The organism is Streptococcus parasanguinis (assembly GCF_016648925.1).
Classification (GTDB): domain Bacteria; phylum Bacillota; class Bacilli; order Lactobacillales; family Streptococcaceae; genus Streptococcus.
The window spans coordinates 65,594-86,071 of the sequence record NZ_JACLQX010000008.1 but is presented as its reverse complement, the minus strand read 5'-3'; the positions used below and the strand labels follow the sequence as shown (position 1 = coordinate 86,071).

At 41.1% G+C, this 20,478-nt stretch carries 14 protein-coding genes; 6 read left to right on the top strand and 8 right to left on the bottom strand.

Features of this window, described 5'->3' with window-relative positions:
• Positions 1-80: 80 nt before the first annotated feature.
• From nrdI to malQ, 5 genes are all read right to left on the bottom strand, one after another.
• Complete coding sequence (nrdI, locus tag H7T97_RS04460) at positions 81-536, bottom strand: class Ib ribonucleoside-diphosphate reductase assembly flavoprotein NrdI (protein WP_049471797.1); 456 nt, start codon at positions 534-536, stop codon at positions 81-83.
• Between the two features lie 61 nt (positions 537-597).
• Positions 598-1,113 (bottom strand): ABC transporter permease, encoded by a 516-nt coding sequence (locus H7T97_RS04455; RefSeq protein ID WP_201089526.1) that lies wholly within the window; start codon positions 1,111-1,113, stop codon positions 598-600.
• 425 nt (positions 1,114-1,538) lie between these two features.
• Positions 1,539-4,832 (bottom strand): GbpC/Spa domain-containing protein, encoded by a 3,294-nt coding sequence (locus tag H7T97_RS04450; protein WP_201089524.1) that lies wholly within the window; start codon positions 4,830-4,832, stop codon positions 1,539-1,541.
• Between the two features lie 485 nt (positions 4,833-5,317).
• Positions 5,318-7,576, bottom strand: a complete 2,259-nt coding sequence (gene glgP, locus H7T97_RS04445) for a glycogen/starch/alpha-glucan family phosphorylase (RefSeq protein WP_049471794.1) — start codon at positions 7,574-7,576, stop codon at positions 5,318-5,320.
• Positions 7,577-7,621: 45 nt separating this feature from the next.
• Positions 7,622-9,151: a 4-alpha-glucanotransferase gene (gene malQ / locus H7T97_RS04440; protein ID WP_134974269.1), complete on the bottom strand. Its 1,530-nt coding sequence runs from the start codon at positions 9,149-9,151 to the stop codon at positions 7,622-7,624.
• Positions 9,152-9,600: 449 nt separating this feature from the next.
• On the opposite strand from malQ, the gene H7T97_RS04435 reads away from it, so the two are divergent.
• The 6 genes from H7T97_RS04435 (at position 9,601) to pulA (ending at position 17,160) form a co-directional block, all read left to right on the top strand.
• The gene (locus H7T97_RS04435; protein WP_023919928.1) at positions 9,601-10,857 is read left to right on the top strand and encodes an extracellular solute-binding protein; all 1,257 of its coding nucleotides are present in this window, start codon (positions 9,601-9,603) and stop codon (positions 10,855-10,857) included.
• A gap of 127 nt (positions 10,858-10,984) precedes the next feature.
• Positions 10,985-12,280 (top strand): sugar ABC transporter permease, encoded by a 1,296-nt coding sequence (locus tag H7T97_RS04430; protein ID WP_023919930.1) that lies wholly within the window; start codon positions 10,985-10,987, stop codon positions 12,278-12,280.
• Position 12,281: 1 nt separating this feature from the next.
• On the top strand, positions 12,282-13,124 hold the full coding sequence (locus H7T97_RS04425; protein WP_021154117.1) for a sugar ABC transporter permease: 843 nt from the start codon (positions 12,282-12,284) through the stop codon (positions 13,122-13,124).
• Positions 13,125-13,268: 144 nt separating this feature from the next.
• Positions 13,269-14,081, top strand: coding sequence for a DUF1189 family protein (locus H7T97_RS04420; RefSeq protein WP_021154118.1), 813 nt, complete (start codon positions 13,269-13,271; stop codon positions 14,079-14,081).
• An 11-nt stretch (positions 14,082-14,092) separates the two neighbouring features.
• Positions 14,093-15,076 carry a LacI family DNA-binding transcriptional regulator gene (locus H7T97_RS04415; RefSeq protein ID WP_013904333.1) on the top strand — a complete coding sequence of 328 codons (984 nt, stop codon included), beginning with the start codon at positions 14,093-14,095 and terminating at the stop codon, positions 15,074-15,076.
• Positions 15,077-15,084: 8 nt separating this feature from the next.
• A complete protein-coding gene (gene pulA / locus H7T97_RS04410; RefSeq protein ID WP_201089522.1) occupies positions 15,085-17,160 on the top strand; it encodes a type I pullulanase in 2,076 nt (691 codons plus the stop codon).
• 29 nt (positions 17,161-17,189) lie between these two features.
• Here pulA and H7T97_RS04405 read toward each other — a convergent pair whose 3' ends face one another.
• From H7T97_RS04405 to H7T97_RS04395, 3 genes are all read right to left on the bottom strand, one after another.
• The gene (locus H7T97_RS04405) at positions 17,190-18,131 is read right to left on the bottom strand and encodes a YitT family protein (RefSeq protein WP_003009152.1); all 942 of its coding nucleotides are present in this window, start codon (positions 18,129-18,131) and stop codon (positions 17,190-17,192) included.
• Positions 18,132-18,206: 75 nt separating this feature from the next.
• On the bottom strand, positions 18,207-19,961 hold the full coding sequence (aspS, locus tag H7T97_RS04400) for an aspartate--tRNA ligase (protein WP_024055458.1): 1,755 nt from the start codon (positions 19,959-19,961) through the stop codon (positions 18,207-18,209).
• A gap of 97 nt (positions 19,962-20,058) precedes the next feature.
• A complete protein-coding gene (locus H7T97_RS04395; RefSeq protein WP_021154124.1) occupies positions 20,059-20,283 on the bottom strand; it encodes a hypothetical protein in 225 nt (74 codons plus the stop codon).
• Positions 20,284-20,478: the final 195 nt, after the last annotated feature.

Here is a 20,478-nt window from a genome sequence, read left to right as displayed (position 1 = left end):
AGCCCTACTCAACTGTGCGGAGGTGGGACGACGAAATCGAATTCTAACGAATTACCGATTTCTGTCCCACTCTCTTTATTTTAAAGATGATACAAATCTTCTACAATGGCAGCTACTTTTTTAATATCTCCCAACATCCCCCGCATTTCAAAATCGGCTAACTTAGGGAAACCAAAGCGTTGGCTGTATTGCTTAGCGGTTAAACAATATTGATTGTTAAAATTCCGATTGCCTGATCCAACCACTCCTAAGCACTTGCTGGCATTGTCTCCATAAGCAATAAAATCCGCGACATCTGTCGTCAAAATTTCCACATCGCCATTGTCAACACCATTTCCACCCTCCAAATAGGTAGGCAAAAAAGTGATAAAAGGATTGGTCATTTCAAAGAAGGGCTGGCCCTCTTTGACCAGGTCTTTCACATGAACTTTCTCGATTTCAAGTCCGGGATGGGCTTCCAGCAAATAGTCACTTAAGCGACGGACAAAACTCTCTGTATTCCCACTCAGACTAATATAAACAAAGGATACTTTCATCTTTTTTCTCCAATCAAGAAGCTCTCTTATCCTCTAAGAGAGCTCCATCTAAACTTATCTATTATGCCCTAGCTTGAGCTTTTCTCAAACGCAAGGTTTTATACAAAATAATTCCAAAGAAAAGAAGAGCAAACGCCGTCAAGAGTAACAAAGCAAGGGACGAAGATGCCAGATATCGTTGACGAAGTGCTTGGTTTGAAAAACTAGCCAATAGCGGACGTCCTGCAAAATAATTATAAAAAGAGAAAGCTTGACTTAACAAAATCTGTCCCATATAAGTATAATGTGTTGTTAACAGATCCTGCTTCATAAAGAGGAAATAGAAAGTTGCAAGCAAGGCAATCAGAATCAGGGAAACAAATAAAAAGGCTAGTGGAGACTGATTGAGTTGGGCTGATTTCTCATAATATGTCACATAGTCAGCCTTGTCTTGAGCCGTTGTTAAACCAAGTTGTTTAGCAAAATCATCTGTCAGCTCAAAGCTCTTTGAAGCTCCAAAGGTTGAGACAGCTGATGTTAGGGTTCCAACCGTAGAGAAAAATAACAAGATGTAAAGATAGATAGGTTTCTTTTTCATACAAACTCCTTTTCATTTCTTACACCCTATTATATCGCGATACAGATAGAAAGGCAAGCACCTCAAAACCGTGGAAGCACTTGCCTGATTACTGATACGTTCAAATGAAATTCATTTGGAAAATAATGTGTGCAAAAGATGAAAAGCCATCGCAACTGTATCATTGGAATGATTAGAGATATAACGGAGTCCTATAAACTTTCATTCGAACACCACCAGTATACCTCATTCTCTTCTTCTTGTGTCATCCATTTCTATTCTGCTTCATTTCGACACGATTCGGTCTATAAAAGCCATTTCCTCTCCTTATCCAAAAACTATTCTGTTCTATTTCTCAACTATTTGGTCATCACTCCATCAAAAAAGTCAGAAGGACTTACCTTCTGACTTTCTTTATTTAGATGAATGAACGAAAGAAACAAGAATTAATCTTCTTTTTTCTTGCGTGCAAGACCCAATCCAAGCAATCCAGCCATCGCACCTGCAAGAACAGCTGCAGTTGAGCTTTCTGTACCTGTATTTGGAAGCGCAGGTGTTTGTGGTTGCGCAGGTTGTACAGGCTGTTCCGGAACTTCAGGAGTTGGTTCGGTTGGAACCTCTGGAGTTGGTGGAACGATTGGTGTAGGTGGAACAATTGGTGTTGGTGGGTTGTATGGAGTTGGTGGAGTTGGAGGAACTGGTGTTGGTGGGGTTGGAATATCTGTTTCCGTTACCACTTTATTCTTATGCCATTTCACTTCAGCTTCCGGTTTCACCGGATTCGTATTTGGAACGACTTCAGGAGTCGGTGGGGTTGGAGCTTTTGGTGGAGTTGGAGCTTTTGGTTCCTCCACATCGACCGTAATCACAGTGTAGTTAGGTGCTGTTGGCGGAGTTGGTGATTTAGGTTCTTCTGGTTTCGTTGGCTCTGCAGGCACTTCCACAACTGTTGGGGTTGGTGGAGTTGGAGCCTTTGGTTCAGTTGGTGGAGTTGGAGCTTTCGCATCAACTGTTACAACCGTATAAGTAGGTTCTGTTGGAGCTGTAGGTGCTGTTGGCGGAGTTGGTTCTTCTGGCAACGCAGGTAATTTTTCAACCGTAATTGTTGGTGGGGTTGGAGCCTTTGGTTCGGTTGGTTTTGTTGGCTCTTTCGGTTCTTCACCTGGATTTTTTGGAATACCAACATTTGAGTTGATGGCAAACCAGTATACGGTCGGTTGTCCAGCCGCATTAGCTCCTTTGGCCGTAAATTCCAAGTGACCATCAGACATCTTCAAGCCTGCTCCACCATAATAGAGGTATGGAGAAGATGGGTCATCCCATCCACGAAGAGTCGCGGATGATTCCCCATTAAAGACCGAACCATGTTCAATATATTGGTTATCTTTAAAGGAAGTTACTTCTTTAGTAGCAGAGTCATAAGAAACACTTGAGTTTGGAATTTGAATAAATTTATTATCTCCAATATTTACAGACTCTTTGTGTTCCACGTTTTCAAATTTCTTCTTAGGAGTAAAGATGATATGTCCTGAAGTTGGATCAATCGTATAAGAACCGATCACATCGTCTTTTTCTTTATCACCTTCTTTTTCCTTAAATGTATATTCAACTGTACCGATAGAATGTCCATTTCCTCCACCCGAAGCATTAACAGATGTTGCATCAATCACAGTTTCTTCACTAACTACAAATTCACTGCCATTAAATGTTGCTTTTTGAGCTACAATCTTGATTGGATTTTCAGCAGAGATAGTGACATCCGCAGTACCAAAGTCAGCTGTTCCATTTTTCACAACAACCGCATTGTTCTCAATGCTCATGGAAGAACCATCTGCATACGGATTCCAAGTGCCACGTACAGTGTTTCCATTCACATCCTTGGCTTCTACTGTAAGAGCACGTGGTTTATCCCCACTTTCTACATAAGAAGCACCTGTCCAGTGGTTGAGGGAGTTCAACGCTACAATCGCACTGTGTTGGGTCAAATCAAACTTATTGCCATTACCGTCATAGAATTCAACATCAACAGCAACCTTAACGGGTTTGTTTTGGTCTGTTGAAGCTCCAACCGTAAGGGTTTTAGTTGGGTCTGCACTGACTGCTGCAATCCCTTTGCCATTATTTGATGGAAGGCTCAAAATCTCATAGCGGTAAATTACGCGCTTGATTGGATGCATATCCTTTTTATTTTCACGCATGCTGGACTGATTCAAGTTGTCATAAGTGACAACAAATTTATCGCCCTCCTTAACTTGAATATACTCAGTTTCATTATTGGCCCAAGGACTAGTCGCTACAATATCTGAAGCTTCCAATTTATTGGAATCATATTGATGCACATTGCTTGTATTTAAACGATCTTGAGCAGCACGAGTGAGGTAAGTACTGATGCCGTCAATGGTATGAATAGCATCACCTTCACGTTGGAAGGTCAAATCTTGAACGGTTTCTACATCTTTGAGATCTTGGAAACCATTATCGTTCATGTATTTATCATAGGCTTCTTTAGCATCTTTGTACTGTGCCAAAGCTGTTTGATATTCAGCAAGTTTTGTTTGATAAGTAGCAAAATCTTTGCCGTATTGCTCTAAGTCTACATTGTATTTTGCAAGCTCAACTTCATACTTAGCTTTAGCAGCATCTTCTTCCGCCTTCTTCGCTACCAATTGATCATAAGCTGCTTTATCTTTATCGTACTGTGCTTTCTTAGCTTGGTACTCTTGTAAATCTTTATCGTATTGCGCTTTAGCTGTATTGTAAACAGCCATTTCTGCTTCATACTTAGCTTTAGCTTCTGCATTGGTCTTATCCGCTGCTGCTTTTTCTGCTACTTTAGCATCGTAGGCTGCTTTAGCCGTATTATAAGCTGCTAAATCAGTTTGATATTTTTCGTAAGCAGTATTATAAGCTGCAAGATCTTTCTGGTATTGTTCTTGAGCAGCCTTATCCGTAATTTCTGCTTGTGTTTTCTCAGCTACTTTAGCATCATAGGTTGCTTTTTTCGTGTTGTATTCTGCTAGAGCGGCATCATACAAAGCCTTATTTGTCTTATATTCAGACAAGGCTGCGTTGTAAGTAACCATTTCTGCATCATACTTAGCTTTTGCTTCTGCATTCGCCTTATCCGCTGTTGCTTTTTCTGCTACTTTAGCATCGTAGGCTGCCTTTTTAGTATTGTACTCTTCTAGAGCTTTATCATAAGCTGCTTGTTGGGTATTGTAGTCTTCTACTTGTTTCTTGTAAGCCGCTTCTGCTTCTGCATTTCTCTTTTCAATCAATGTGATTTCTTGAGATTTTGCTTCATACTCAGCTTTTGCCTTTTTGTAGTTTTCAACGACTGTGTTGATTTCAGCTGTTTGAGCTTTATTATCTGCTTCTGCTGCTGCGATAGATGGTTGGACTTTTTCAGCTTCTTCTGTAACGGTCACACCTTCTGTAGCTGCATCAGCTTTGGCTTTTTCAAGTTCTGGCGATTCTACATAAGTAGTCGTAACTGTTTTATTTCCTTCTATCACAGTTGTAGAAGTCAACTTAGAACTTGTTGAAACAGCTGCATCGCTTGTTGCTGTATCCGTAGTAGTCGCTTCAGTTGCAGGCGCTGTTGCTTCATCTGCTTTCACTTCTGCTCCGTAGGTATTAACAGTAGCCAATCCAGCGATGGCCAATGAAACAACACCGACTGATAACTTACGAATTGAAAATTTTTCCTGCTTCGAAACATGTTCACGATAGCTTTTCATTTTCAAAACTCTCCTTTTTTGTTTAAAAAAATCTCACTGTAGAGGCAAAAATATGCTACTTCCAGTTAACTTCATTGTATCACAATCAACCATTTTTATATATTTGTCAATTTAATTTTTTATTTTACTTTAAATATATAACAACTTGAATCCCCAAACTTTCCTTGCCTTCCCCATCTTTAGTTGAAAATATATGCAAACGCCTGTGAAAAAATCCTTTATTTTCAAGGGTTTTTAAGACACTTTCTCTTTTTATAAATTTCACCGAAAGGCTTTTTAAAGGGAAGTATTTTTTTATACCAATAAATTAGATTTGAAGACTGAAATAAAAATTATGTAATTTTTTCCCTTTAGGGGTTGCAAAATTCAAAAAAACAACACTTTTTGCAGAGTGTCCATTCCCTAAACTAGCTCCATTTCTTCTCCCAAATGAGAAGTAATGAAAAAGACCAAGGTCTTATGGACCTTGGTCTAACAACTAATGATTAGTTTAAGTGCCAGATATCTTCATTGTACTGAGCGATCGTACGGTCAGATGAGAAGAATCCTGCTTTAGCAATGTTTACGATAACTTGATCCAACCATGCATCACGGTCTTCGTAATCAGCCAACATGCGTTCTTTGGTTACAATGTAGTCTTCCAAGTCAAGAAGAGTCATGAACCAGTCTTTGTTGATCAATTCCTTGTGAAGACGAGTCAAGCGTTCCTTGTTACCAACTGCAAGAACGGCATCGCTGATAATGAAGTCTACCAATGGTTTGATAGCTTCACGTTCATAGAAGTCCGCTGATTTGTATGCTGATTTCTCATATAGATCGATTACAGTTTCTGAATCTTCACCGAAGATGTAGATGTTGTCACGTCCAACCAATTCAGCGATTTCCACGTTTGCTCCATCCATAGTACCAAGTGTTAACGCACCATTCAACATGAATTTCATGTTACCAGTACCTGAAGCTTCCTTAGAAGCAAGGGAGATTTGCTCAGAAATATCGCTAGCTGGAATCAAGTAGCTTGCAGCAGTCACGTTGTAGTTTTCTACCATAACGACTTGCAAGTGTGGAGCTACTGCTGGATCGTTTGCAATCACTTCAGACAAGCAAAGGATCAAGTGGATAATATCTTGTGCAATGGTGTAGGCAGGAGCTGCTTTACCACCAAAGAGAACAGTGATTGGGCGAGCAGGGATATTTCCAGCTTTGATGTCCAAGTATTTGTGGATCACATACAAAGCGTTCATTTGTTGACGTTTGTATTCGTGGAGACGTTTGATTTGGGTATCAAAGATAGAGTTAGGATTGATTTCCACACCTTGATGGTCTTTCAAGAAACGAGCCAATTTCCGTTTGTTGTGAGACTTGATGTTTTCCAATTTTGCTTTGACTGCATCTTTATCTTCATAAGAAAGAAGGTCTTCCAATTTAGATGCGTCATGGTGCCAGTCACGTCCGAGGATATCATCCAAGTAGTGTGACAAGGTTGGGTTGGCATGCATGAGCCAACGACGGAATGTGATACCGTTTGTTTTGTTGTTGAATTTTTCAGGGTAAATGTCGTAGAAGGCTTTCAACTCAGAATTCTTCAAGATTTCTGTGTGAAGTGCTGCTACCCCGTTTACGCTAAATCCATAGTGGATATCCATGTGCGCCATGTGTACGCGATCATTCTCATCGATGATTTGAACAGCTGGATCTTTGTATTCAGCGCGAACACGGCGGTCCAATTCTTCAATGATTGGAACCAAGTGAGGAACCACTTCTTGCAAAAATTCAAGTGGCCATTTTTCAAGGGCTTCTGCAAGGATTGTGTGGTTAGTGTAAGCCGTCATGCTACGAACGATAGAGATGGCTTCATCCATTCCAATACCACGTTCTGTCAAAAGACGGATCAATTCAGGGATGACCATTGATGGGTGAGTATCGTTGATTTGGACAACAGCATAGTCAGCAAGGTCATGCAAGTTGCTTCCTTTTTCGATGGCTTCGTCGATGATCAATTGTGCACCGTTTGATACCATGAAGTATTGTTGGAAGATACGGAGCAATTCCCCTTGACGGTTACTATCATCTGGGTACAAGAAGAGGGTCAAGTTGCGAGCGATATCTGTCTTGTCAAAGTTAATACCATCTTCAATAATAGATGAATCAACTGAATCCAAGTCGAACAAACGCAAACGGTTCTTGGTTTCAATCTTGTAACCAGGGACATCGATATCATAAAGGGTAGAAGTCAATGTGAAGTGTGCAAATGGCACTTGGTAGCTACGGCTTGAACGAACGAGCCAGCTTTGGTCAGTCAACCATGCATTTGGAATCGTTTCTTGTTGGTTGTTTTTAAGGACTTGTTGGAACAAACCAAAGTGGTAGTTCAAACCAACCCCATCCCCTGTCAAACCAAGGCTTGAGATAGAGTCGATAAAGCAGGCTGCCAAACGTCCCAAACCACCGTTACCAAGTGATGGTTCCAATTCCACTTCTTCGACTTCGATCAAGTCTTTACCAGCATCTGACAATTCTTTTTTAACATCGTCGTAAAGACCCAAGTTGATCAAGTTGTTAGACAAGAGTTTACCGATCAAGAACTCAGCTGAGATGTAGTAAACTTTTTTCTTACCAGTATTTAATTTCTTTTGAGCGCTTGCTTGCTTCGTGTAATTTAGCAAGGCAATGTACAATTCTTCATTTGAACATTCAGCAATTGTTTTTTGATGATGATCAATCACATATTTTTGTAATGATTCCATGTTGGGAGTCTCCTTTGTTTCAACAATTTTAATAGGGGGGAAAGATTATTTTTTTGCTTTCTTAACTTCTTTTTTCAAGTCTTTGTTTTCACGACGATAGATCGTAGTGAAATCAAGCAATTCTTGCTCGACAGCTGGAGTCAATTGATCCGCTGTCATTCGCCATGACCAGTTACCACCGAGAGTAGATGGGAAGTTCATCCGAGCTGAGCCATCTAACTCAAGCAAGTCTTGCATCGTAGCAATCGCCATGAAGCTGACGGAAGCAAAGACGGTGCGAAGCATAGCATGCGGTACAGATTCGTACTCTTTCCGGTTGGTATAACGAGCAAGATACTCACGAGTTGGATCGTCGATTTCATTGCGGTACCATCCAAGAACTGTGTTGTTATCATGTGTTCCAGTGTACATCACAGAGTTGTTTGGTGCCAAGTGAGGGCTATCGATACTTTCATCGTCAGGATTGAAGGCGAATTGAAGAATCTTCATTCCTGGGAAACCAGTACGTTCGCGAAGCTCAATAACTTCATCCGTCATAAAGCCAAGGTCCTCAGCGATGATGTTCAAATCACCGAGCTCTTCCTTCACGGCTGCAAAGAGTTTGTAGCCAGGACCTTTGACCCATTTACCTGGTGCTGCAGTTTCAGAACCAGCAGGGATTTCCCAGTATGATTCGAAACCACGGAAGTGGTCGATCCGAACGATGTCATAGATCTTGAAGCTTTCACGCAAGCGTTCAATCCACCATTGGTAGCCATCTTTGTCCATTGCTTCCCAGTCATAGATTGGGTTCCCCCAAAGTTGACCAGTTGCTGAGAACTCATCTGGCGGGCATCCTGCAATGCAAGTTGCTTTTCCGTTTTCATCTGTTTTGAAGAGATGAGGATTAGCCCACATGTCACTTGAATCTTCCGCTACATAGATTGGCATATCTCCCACAATTTCAATGTGGTGGTCGTTGGCATAAGCTTTCAAGGCCAACCATTGTTGGAAGAAGAAGAATTGAGTTACACGATGGTAAGTCAATTGATCAGCCAATTCTTCACGGTATTTAGCCAAAGCTTTTGGCTCACGCGCACGAATAGCTGCATCTGGCCACTCTGTCCAAGCTTTCAAATCAAAGTGTTCTTTAATAGCCATGTATTCTGCGAAGAGCTCCAACCAAGAAGCATTGGCTTCGCAAAAGGCTTGGAATTCTTTTTGATCACCTGATTTCAAGAAGTTCGCAACGGCTTTTTCAAGTAGCGGACGACGTTGTTCGAAAACCTTTGCATAATCCACTTGAGTAGGATCTTGACCAAAGTCCACTCCTTTAAGATCTGCTTCTGTCAACAAACCTCGTTCAATCAAAAGATCGAAATCAATAAAATGAGTGTTCCCAGCAAAAGCTGAGAAAGATTGGTATGGAGAATCTCCATAACTAGTTGTACCAAGCGGCAAGATTTGCCAGTAACGTTGCTTGGTCCGAACGAGGAAATCAACAAAATCATATGCTGATTGACCGAATGATCCGATCCCGTATTGTCCAGGAAGGGAAGAAATGTGCATCAAAACACCACTTTGACGTTTTTTCATGGGTTACCACCTTTTTTTATTTCTTTGAAGCCTGCGATTCGGTGCACGGTATGGGTATCGTTGCAGAGTCGTATCCAGCTCTCAAGCGGCTCTACTCTTTGTTAAAAATCGAACAGGCGCAACTCAGTTTACGCAATTTTTGCGAAAACGTTTGCGTACCATGTTATTATAAACTTTTTCCCTATTTTCTGCAAGGGATTTCTTAAAAACTTTTTTAACTTTTTTCAGAATGTCCTCACCCCCTTAGTGTATTCTTTCCTTTGGCTAATGTCAACAAATTTGATGCATTTTATAGAAGAAAGTTCGGAATTAAAATATTTTTAAAAAAATTGTTTAAAACTACTTGCAAACGTTTTCGCCTTGTGATATACTTAAGACGTTTTAGGAAAACGTTTGTCTAAAACGGTTTCTAATTATTATCTTTTTTTATTCTTTAGGAGGAATAAATCATGAAACGTACAATTTTACGTAGTGCTGCTGTACTTGGTACAGTTGGTTTTGCCGGCTTCTTACTTGCTGCTTGTAGCAATAACTCATCAGGTTCTTCTGAGGCAAGTAAAGAAATCAACGTCTATGTAGACAAAGGCTACAAATCTTATGTTGAAGAAGCTGCAAAAGCTTTTGAAAAAGAAAATGGCGTAAAAATTAACATCAAGACTGGTGATGCTCTTGGTGGATTGGATAACCTTTCTCTTGATAACCAATCTAAAAAAGCTCCAGACGTAATGATGGCTCCATACGACCGTGTAGGTGGTCTTGGTAGCGATGGTCAATTGGCTGAAGTGACATTAAACAAAGATAGCCATACAGATAAAACAACTGAAGCTCTTGTAACAAACGGTGGTAAAGTTTACGGTGCACCTGCTGTCATCGAAACATTGGTTCTCTACTATAACAAAGATCTTGTAAGCGAAGCTCCAAAAACATTTGGTGATCTTGAAAATCTTGCAAAAGATAGCAAGTACGACTTCGCTAGCGAACCTGGTAAAACAACTGCCTTCTTAGCTGACTGGACAAACTTCTACTACACTTACGGTTTACTTTCAGGTAACGGCGGTTATGTGTTTGGTAAAGACGGTACAGATCCTAAAGATATTGGATTGAACAACCAAGGTTCTATCGATGGTATCGAATATGCAAAAACTTGGTATGCTAAATGGCCAAAAGGTTTGCAAGATACAAAAGCTGCTGCTAACTTCATCCAAACACAATTCCAAGAAGGTAAAACAGCTGCTATCATCGATGGTCCTTGGAAAGCTGCTTCATTGAAAGAAGCTAAAGTAAACTACGGTGTCGCAACGATTCCAACTCTTCCAAACGGAAAACAATACTCTGCCTTTGGTGGTGGTAAAGCTTGGGTTATCCCTGCAGGTGCGAAAAACCTTGATGGCGCTCAAAAATTCATTGACTTCTTGACAAGTACTGACCAACAAAAAGCTTTGTTTGACAAGACCAATGAAGTTCCTGCCAACACAGAAGCTCGTAAATATGCGGTTAGCAAAAACGATGAATTGACAACTGCCGTTGTTGATCAATTCAAGAATGCTCAACCAATGCCAAATATCTCAGAAATGAGTGCTGTTTGGGATCCAGCTGCTACTATGCTTTTCGATGCTGTAAGTGGTAAAAAATCTGCAAAAGCATCTGCTGACGATGCAGTGAAATTGATTAAAGAAACCATCGAACAAAAATTCGGTAGCAAATAAGACAGTTTTTAGGTGTGAGTAAGAGGTTGGAGACAAAGTCCCAACCTCTTATGTTCAATTTTCAAGCACAACTTACTGTCTGACTTGTCTTCTTGCTCTCTAGCAAGGACATTATAAGGAGATTTGAATGACTACAGAACAAAACCCTAAAAAGGCTATGTGGCTCTCTTTGATCCCGGGTCTTGGGCAAATTTATAACAAACAAAAAACCAAAGGCTATATTTTTCTTGCCGTAACCATTCTCTTTCTCGCCTATTTCCTAGGAATTGGAGCTGGAGAATTAGCGAAATTGGTTACACTTGGAACCGTCCGTGGACAAGATAATTCTCTCTTTATCTTGATTCGTGGCGCCTTCCACTTGATCATCACTGTTGTTTACTTCCTATTTTATGCCTTAAATATTAAGGATGCTGGAACAGTTGCTAAACGCATCAACAACGGGATTGCCGTTCCAAAAACCTTGAAAGAAATGGTTCAAGCCATCTATGAAAATGGCTTCCCATATTTATTGATTATTCCTTCATACATTGCTATGACATTTGCGATTATCTTCCCAGTTTTAGTAACTTTGATGATCGCCTTTACCAACTACGACTTCAAACATACCGCTCCAACAACCTTGCTTGATTGGATCGGGTTCCAAAACTTCACTAATATGTGGACCTTGAGTACCTTCCGCTCAGCCTTTACATCGGTTCTTGGCTGGACCTTGATTTGGGCCCTCGCAGCTTCTACTCTTCAAATCGTACTCGGTATCTTGACCGCTATTGTTGCAAACCAACCATTCGTAAAAGGAAAACGAATCTTTGGGGTTATCTTCTTGCTTCCTTGGGCTGTTCCAGCCTTCATCACTATCCTAACTTTCTCAAATATGTTTAACGATAGTGTCGGTGCTATCAATGCACAAGTTATCCCATTGTTTGCGAAGATCTTCCCATTCTTAGATGGCGTTTTGATTCCTTGGAAAACAGATCCTACCTGGACAAAAATTGCTTTGATTATGATGCAAGGTTGGCTCGGCTTCCCTTACATCTACGTCTTGACTTTAGGGATTCTTCAATCTATTCCAAACGATCTTTACGAAGCTGCTTATATTGATGGTGCCAACGGTTGGCAAAAATTCCGCAGCATCACTTTCCCAATGATTATGGCTGTTGCAGCTCCAACTTTGATCAGTCAATATACCTTCAACTTTAATAACTTCTCCATCATTTACTTGTTTAACGATGGGGGACCTGGTTCTGTCGGAGGAAACGCCGGATCTACAGATATCTTGATCTCATGGATCTACAAGTTGACAACCAATTCTTCTCCTCAATATTCAATGGCTGCAGCGGTAACCTTGATTATCTCTGTGATTGTGATCTCAATCTCTATGGTTGCCTTCAAGAAACTACATGCATTTGATATGGAGGATGTATAAAATGAAAAATTCAGTTCAATTTAAACGCCGCCTCAATCATTTCTTGACTTACCTGTACATGGTGGTTCTTTCAATCGTTATCATTTATCCATTGTTGATTACGGTTCTATCAGCCTTCAAATCAGGGAATGTCAGTGCCTTTACACTTGATTTTAGTGGCAATCTTAGTTTTGATAACTTCTCAAAACTTTTCTCTGAAACCCATTATGGCACTTGGTATATGAACACCTTGGTTATCGCCATTATCACCATGATTGTACAAACAAGTATCGTTACCTTCGCAGGTTACGCATACAGCCGTTACAATTTCTTGGCGCGTAAACAAAGTTTGGTCTTCTTCTTGATTATTCAAATGGTCCCAACCATGGCAGCCCTCACAGCCTTCTTCGTTATGGCTTTGATGCTGAATGCCTTGAACCAACCTTGGTTCTTGATCTTCCTTTATGTTGGTGGTGGTATTCCAATGAATGCCTGGTTGATGAAGGGATACTTTGATACTGTTCCAATTTCCCTCGATGAATCTGCGAAATTGGATGGAGCTGGACACTTCCGTCGCTTCTGGCAAATCGTCCTTCCTCTTGTTCGTCCAATGATTGCCGTTCAAGCACTTTGGGCTTTCATGGGGCCTTTCGGAGACTATATCTTGTCTAAATTCTTGCTTCGTGACGAAGTGAACTATACGGTAGCCGTTGGTCTTCAAACCTTTATCAGTGACCAAAAAAATCAAAAAATCGCCTTCTTTGCAGCCGGTGCTATTTTGATCGCGGTTCCAATCTGTATCTTATTCTTCTTCCTACAAAAGAACTTTGTTTCAGGCTTGACAGCTGGTGGAGATAAAGGATAAAATAGAATCTTATTTCAAGCACATTTTATTTTTAAGTTGAGGGTAGTATGGTGGATGCTTTACTACCCTTCGTTAAGAATAAAATCAATGCAAAGAGATTTCTCTTTGCATTTCTGATACTCTTATATTTAGAAAGGTCATCTTATGCCCTATCCTTTTAATTATTTCGCAAGTATCTTCAATTTCCGCTCTTCTTTTGCAAACCGCAAAAAACTGAGCTGGTTCCAAATGATTTTTACTTCTTTCTTTCTAATCTCTATCACACTATTACCTGTGGCTCTGCAAAATGCTCAACTCAAAACCTATCCTTTGACAACCTTTGTCAGCGATGTGTTTGATCCTTTATCAACAGACGTTATGAAAGATATCCAAGAACACGTCGTGATCAAAGACCAAGAGCTCACCTATACAGGGACTAACCCTGTACACAAGACTTCAAAAGGACAGGTTATCTTAGGCCAAGAGGCAAAGGCTAGTGAAGGCAAGGAGTTAACACTCCATTTTGATCGCAAACAATTGATTATCTCAAAAGAGAATAAAGAACTCGCTACAGTCTCATACCAGGCTATTAATCAAGAGAGCCTTCGGGATAAAAAAAGCTTCACTCAAGCTATCTCTAGCGATTGGTTTCGCGACAATCGACTCCCTGTCAGTCTCTTTCTCGTGATTTTCTCTGGCTTCTTATCGACAGTCAATTATTTGATTCTCATCGTAGGGGCATCTTTCTTCCTCTACTTGACACGAAAATCTCGACTCTTTTCACTACAAACTTTCAAGGAATGTTTCAATTGTATTCTGAATTGCTTGGGACTCCCTATTTTACTGAGTGTCTTCATCAGTTTACTATTCCATCAAGTATTTACTACGACGATCATGATCCAAAATGTCTTATTTGTACTCTATCTTGCTATGGTATTTTATAAGACCCACTTCCGTGATCCAGACTATCACCGCTAGGAGGTTTTCTCATGCGTGTTACCATCAAAGATGTGGCGAAACTCGCTGGCGTCGCGCCTTCAACTGTCACGCGCGTCATCCAAAACAAATCCACGATTAGTGATGAAACAAAAAAACGTGTCCGTGAGGCCATGGTCGAATTGGACTACCATCCCAATCTTAATGCTCGCAGCCTTGTCAGCCAATCTAGTCAAGTCATTGCTTTGGTCCTACCAATCGACAGTGACGTCTTCTACCAGAATCCTTTCTTCCCAACTGTTTTAAGAGGGATTACCCAGATCGCGTCAGACAATGATTATGCCATCCAAATCTGTACGGGGCAAAATGAAGAACGGCGGCTCGACAACCTCAAACAACTCATCTACGGAAATCGTGTAGATGGTTTGATTTTCCTTTATTCCAACCCGAATGATCCCCTCGTTGAATTTGCGATCAAAGACAAGTTCCCCTTCCTCATTCTCGGAAAGGCAGCTTCACCTTTTGTATCGCTAGTGGATAATGATAATATCAAGGCTGCATTTGATGCGACGGATTATTTCATTCAACAAAACTACCGAAAAATTGCTTTTATCGGGGGAAACAAAGAACTGTTCGTATCTCAAGACCGCTACGAAGGTTATAAAGAAGCCCTCCAAAAAGCAGGGATTCCTCTCGATGAAAAACTGGTTCATTTCTCATTTGGTTTTATGTTGGAAGACAATTCTTATCAAATGATGGAGAGCCTTCCCCTAGCAGAGTTAGATGCCATCATGACAACCGATATTCTCGTTGCTGAAGGGGTGCGCCAATACCTATTAGAACACCAGCTGACAATCCCGATTATTTCCTTTGATTCGATCAAGCCACGACTCGATATTGAAGCCTATATTGACATCAATGCGGTGGAACTCGGGCGTGAATCTGTCCGGACCATCCTTCAAATCATCAAAGATCACAAAGAAGGAAAAACCGTCTGCTACCGTCAATTGATTGACCATACCATTACGAAACTTTAGGAGTCTTTATGTCTACATTTACTGCTTATTTAGATGACCAAGACCTCATTCGTATCCAAAAGGGAGAGGAGCATATCCTTCCTTTTTATTTGAAAACGAACCAAGGTCATCTTGCCTTAATCCCTGTCAAAACGTCAAGTGCAGCGACTGACACAGGAGACTATTTCTTAAGCCCTATTCCACTTGAACTCGGAGAAGAGTACACCATCTACGATGCTACTGGAAATTCTTCTATACTCCACTATCGAAACATCGTTCGCAAACCCATTTTCGATCAAACCTTCACCTATACTGGAGAAGATCTAGGAAGTTTCTACACACCACGTCAGACGCAATTTAAATTCTGGGCACCGATTTCGCAAGATGTGAGTCTCCATATCGAAGATCAGGTCTATCCGATGAATCGTACAGAAAACGGTGTCTGGGAACTCGTGCTCAAAGGGGATTGGGAAGGAGCTGCCTACCACTATAAGTTTCGTGTCAATGGCCTAGAACGTCGGATTCACGATCCCTATGCTCTATCCTCTTTAGCGAACTCTGGAGATAGCTTGGTCATCGACCGGAAGAAGATCACACGTCCTATCACGCGTGCCACTCGTCAATTAGACCCAACAGAAGCAATCATTTACGAGATGAGCGTTCGTGATTTCTCTGTCCAAAAAGAGGCTGGCTTTAAGCATCCTGGTAAGTTTAAAGGCTTGACAGAATCGCCCCAACTAAATGGCCAGATCCTTGGATTTGATTACCTTCAAAAACTGGGCATTACCCATGTACAGTTACTTCCAGTTTACGATTTCGGTAGTGTCGATGAAGAGGATCAATGGAAAGCCTACAACTGGGGCTATGATCCTGTTCAATACAATGTTCCAGAAGGCAGCTATGCGAGTGATCCTAACGATCCTTATGCACGAATCCTAGAGCTCCAAGACACCATCGACACCTATCACCGGGCCAATCTGAGTGTTATCATGGATGTAGTCTACAATCACGTCTACCAGGCAGATGAGTATGCTTTTGAACAGATCGTTCCTGGTTATTTCTACCGTTATAATGCAGAGGGAGAGCGGACCAATGGAACCTTCTGTGGAAATGACGTAGCAAGTGAACGCTCCATGGTGAGACACTATATCAAACAATCTCTCAAACAATGGGTTTCCCTCTACGGCTTTGATGGTTTCCGCTTTGACTTGATGGGAATCCTAGACATTCAAACCATGACAGAGATTGCAGAAGAACTCCGTGAAATCTATCCTAACATCTATCTCTATGGGGAAGGGTGGAAGATGGATACCGGCTTCTCTGAAGATCAGCTCGCTCACCAGTATAATGCGAAACGATTACCAGTCTTTGGCTTTTTCAGTGATAACTTCCGGGATACGGTCAAGAGAACACTCTTAGCCGATCACCGTCGTGATAGTCAACATCCAGCCAATGATTTTTCTAATATCCTAACAGCAAATGTCGGGAAAGTAGGACCTGCTCATTTCATCCAACCTCAACAAGCCATTCAGTACGTCGAATGCCATGACAATGCAACTGTTTTTGATTATTTCCAACTTGAAAAAGAAGAGATTCGTCTAGAGGAGCGAAAAGCTCTCTCACGCCTCGCTCTTCATTTGGTATTATTATCCCAAGGTGTACCTTTTATCCATGCTGGTCAAGAATTTTACCGCACAAAAGAGCTCGAAGACAACACCTATAACATGCCAGATCATCTCAACCAATTGGACTGGACATCCCTTTCAAAATGCCAAGAAGAAATTGCTTTTCTTGAAGAATTGATTGCTTATCGGAAATCACAGCCACTCCTTCGTTTGAAAAAAGGGCAAGAGATTCGCGACTACTGTGATGTCAAATGGTTGTCTGATCATCATTTGATCTACACGATTGAGAAAGATCGTGAAAAAATAACGATTCTCGTCAATATCGGTGATCAAGAAAAGACCTATCAACATCCGAGCGATAGTCAGCTGCTATTTGCCTATCCTCATGCCAACCTCCAAGCGCCTATTCCTAAAGGAAAGGAACTTTCTATTCCTGCCCATAGTTGGCTCCTTCTCCACGAAACTGAATCAACAAAATAAAGGTCACCACAATGTGGTGACCTTTATTTTTATTCTTCTGTTTCCACAAAGCGTCCAATGATATGAACGTTTTCTGAAATGGTGATAAAAGCCTGAGGATCAGCTTTTTTCATAATATATTTGAATTCATTAAACTCTGCACGCGTAATAACTGTCAGCAGAACCGCTTTTTCCTGATGGTTATAGGTTCCTTCTGCATTGTGGATAATGGTTGCTCCACGATGCAATTTTTTATGGATCTTTTCAATAATGGCATCTGGCTGGCTCGTTACGATCATTGCCTGCATCCGTTTTTGCTTGGTAAAGACAGCATCCGTTACTCGACTCGATACGAAGATGGTAATCATAGAGTAAAGAGCATACTTCCAACCAAAGGTCAGACCAGCGATCAACATAATGGTCCCATTGACCAAAAAGGAGATACTGCCGACATTCTTTCCTGTCCGTTTTCGAATCGTCAAACTGACAATATCCGTTCCTCCACTGGAAATGTTGTTCCGAAGAGCAAAACCAATCCCTGTTCCCATGACAACCCCACCAAATAGGGCATTCATGATCGGATCGTTGGTCAACGTAATCACTGGCACGAACTGAATAAAGAGGGAACTCATCGAAACCGTAATAAAGGTAAAGATGGTAAATTTATGGCCAATTTGATACCAAGCCACAATCATCAAAGGGATATTGATGGCATAAAAGGTCAAGGAAACGGGAATCGTAAAGCCAATAAAGCGTTGGCTCAGAACAGATAAAATCTGAGCTAGCCCTGTTGCACCGCTGGAGTATACATGTCCTGGTTGAAAGAAGAAGTTGACGGCAATCGCTGATAGAAAACCATACAGCAAGGAAGCTGACACTTTTTCATCGTATTTCTCACGGGAGATGCTCTTCAGCACGCGCAATAATTTAATGTTATAAGCTAGTCGCCGCACATGATAGCGAAATAGCTTATGAAAGCGAATTTTTTTCATTTTCAATCCATCGATTAGAAGAAAAGGAAGATCTTAGAGCAACTGATTCCTAGACTTTCCCTTTTCTCTCTTGTCCTATTCTTGCTCTGCTAGTTCTACTTGAAGATTTAACTCATCCAATTGCTTTTCAGAAACGACAGAAGGAGCTTGTGTCATTGGATCTGTCGCCTTGTTATTCTTCGGAAAGGCAATGACTTCCCGAATATTATCTTCACCTGCAAGAAGCATCACGAAGCGGTCCAAACCAATCGCCAATCCTCCATGTGGTGGGAAACCATAATCCATTGCTTCCAACAAGAAACCAAATTGTTCATTGGCAGCTTCTTTTGTAAATCCAAGTGCCTTAAACATCCGTTCTTGTAAATCTTTATGATTAATCCGTAGGCTTCCTCCACCTAATTCATAGCCATTTAAGACGATATCATAGGCAATTGCTCGAACTTTTGAAAGATCTCCTTCCAATTCATGCTCTGTTTCAGCTTGTGGAAGTGTAAATGGATGGTGAGCAGACATATAACGGCCTTCTTCTTCAGACCATTCAAACATTGGCCAATCCACTACCCAAAGGAAGTTGTATTGATTGTTGTCAATCAAGTCAAGCTCTTTCGCAAGACGAACACGCAAAGCACCAAGCGTTGCATTGGCTACTTCAAGAGTATCTGCTACAAAGAGAACTAGATCTTTGTCTTCTAACTGTAAAGCAGCTGTCAAGTCACTTGTCAAGTCTGTCAAGAACTTCGCAACAGGACCGTTCAAAGTACCCTCAGCATATTTCACCCAAGCAAGACCTTTTGCACCGTATTGCTTCGCAACTTCTGTCAATTTATCGATGTCTTTACGAGAGTAATGATCCGCTGCACCTTTGACAACAATCGCCTTAACTGCTGGAGCTTCTGAGAAGACTTTGAAGTCTACACCCTTGACAAGCTCTGTCAAGTCTTGGAGCAACATTTCAAAACGTGTATCTGGTTTATCTGAACCATACAAGGCCATAGCGTCATCATAATTCATCCGTGGGAATGGGAGTGTTACTTCAATTCCCTTGGTTTCTTTCATGACACGTGCAATCAAGCCTTCTGTGATATCCTGGATTTCTTGATCACTCAAGAAAGAAGTTTCCAAGTCGACTTGTGTAAACTCAGGTTGACGGTCTCCCCGTAAATCCTCATCACGGAAACACTTCACGATTTGATAATAGCGGTCAAATCCAGCATTCATCAACAATTGTTTTGTAATCTGAGGACTTTGTGGAAGGGCATAGAAATGCCCCTTATTGACACGGGAAGGAACCAAATAGTCACGCGCTCCTTCTGGAGTTGACTTAGAAAGAAACGGTGTTTCCACATCAATAAATTCTAATTCATCCAAGTAATTGCGGATTGAATGGGTTACTTTTGCACGAAGTTTGAGGTTTTCCAACATCTCAGGACGACGAAGGTCTAAGTAGCGGTAACGAAGACGAGTATCATCATTGGCTTCAATACCGTCCTTGATTTCAAATGGTGTTGTTTTTGCGGTATTGAGAACCGTAATAGTTTCTACCTTGAGTTCTACTGCTCCTGTAGGCAAGTTTGGATTCGCTTGTTCACGAGCTTCCACAAGACCTGTCACTTCTACAACATATTCACTGCGGATGCTTTCAGCTGTGGCCATCACTTCTGCACTAACTGTTTCTGGATTGATCACCAATTGCATGATTCCTTCGCGGTCGCGTAAATCAATAAAGATCAAACCACCCAAATCACGACGACGGCTAACCCATCCTTTCAAAGTAATATGAGTTCCAATGTGTTCTTCACGAACACGTCCAGCATACATTGAACGTTTCATTTCTAATTAATCTCCAAACTAATATTCTTCCTTCTATTTTACCATAAAGACCAGCAGAAAGTGGCCTTTAGCTCAACTTTTTCAGTTACCAACTTCTTTAGTTATCGTGGCTCTCTTCTTTCTTTTTGGGATCATCGTAGAGAGTGGGTGCTAGCACCTTCATTAAAGTCGCCGTCCCAAATCGCAAGACAGCTGCTGCTAGTCCAAAAATAGGGGATAGGTAGCGGAAAAAGAAATCTCCCCTAAGCACATAGGTCATGCCACCCACAATAAAAAAGATCACAATTCCCTGAACGATTGCGTAAAACCAAATTTTTTTCACACTATTCTCCTTTTCACAAACCAGCTGACTTATCCACTGTTTTTTATCACTTATCCACAAAAATGTGGATAACTTTCACCTTTTGCCCCCTCAAAAGAGGAAGCGTCGTCAGCATCAGGACTTGCTTTCATCCATTTACAAGCAAGTTTCCCACAGCCTGTGGATAACTCTCTTGCTTATTTGTGACTTTCTCGT

Excerpts from the sequence above, each read along its gene's own strand:
- H7T97_RS04435 (WP_023919928.1), top strand. The coding sequence starts at position 9,601 with ATGAAACGTACAATTTTACGTAGTGCTGCTGTACTTGGTACAGTTGGT.
- glgP (WP_049471794.1), bottom strand. The coding sequence starts at position 7,576 with ATGGAATCATTACAAAAATATGTGATTGATCATCATCAAAAAACAATT.
- H7T97_RS04425 (WP_021154117.1), top strand. The coding sequence starts at position 12,282 with ATGAAAAATTCAGTTCAATTTAAACGCCGCCTCAATCATTTCTTGACT.
- H7T97_RS04450 (WP_201089524.1), bottom strand. The coding sequence starts at position 4,832 with ATGAAAAGCTATCGTGAACATGTTTCGAAGCAGGAAAAATTTTCAATT.
- H7T97_RS04455 (WP_201089526.1), bottom strand. The coding sequence starts at position 1,113 with ATGAAAAAGAAACCTATCTATCTTTACATCTTGTTATTTTTCTCTACG.
- H7T97_RS04430 (WP_023919930.1), top strand. The coding sequence starts at position 10,985 with ATGACTACAGAACAAAACCCTAAAAAGGCTATGTGGCTCTCTTTGATC.
- H7T97_RS04405 (WP_003009152.1), bottom strand. The coding sequence starts at position 18,131 with ATGAAAAAAATTCGCTTTCATAAGCTATTTCGCTATCATGTGCGGCGA.
- malQ (WP_134974269.1), bottom strand. The coding sequence starts at position 9,151 with ATGAAAAAACGTCAAAGTGGTGTTTTGATGCACATTTCTTCCCTTCCT.
- H7T97_RS04415 (WP_013904333.1), top strand. The coding sequence starts at position 14,093 with ATGCGTGTTACCATCAAAGATGTGGCGAAACTCGCTGGCGTCGCGCCT.
- nrdI (WP_049471797.1), bottom strand. The coding sequence starts at position 536 with ATGAAAGTATCCTTTGTTTATATTAGTCTGAGTGGGAATACAGAGAGT.
- aspS (WP_024055458.1), bottom strand. The coding sequence starts at position 19,961 with ATGAAACGTTCAATGTATGCTGGACGTGTTCGTGAAGAACACATTGGA.
- pulA (WP_201089522.1), top strand. The coding sequence starts at position 15,085 with ATGTCTACATTTACTGCTTATTTAGATGACCAAGACCTCATTCGTATC.
- H7T97_RS04420 (WP_021154118.1), top strand. The coding sequence starts at position 13,269 with ATGCCCTATCCTTTTAATTATTTCGCAAGTATCTTCAATTTCCGCTCT.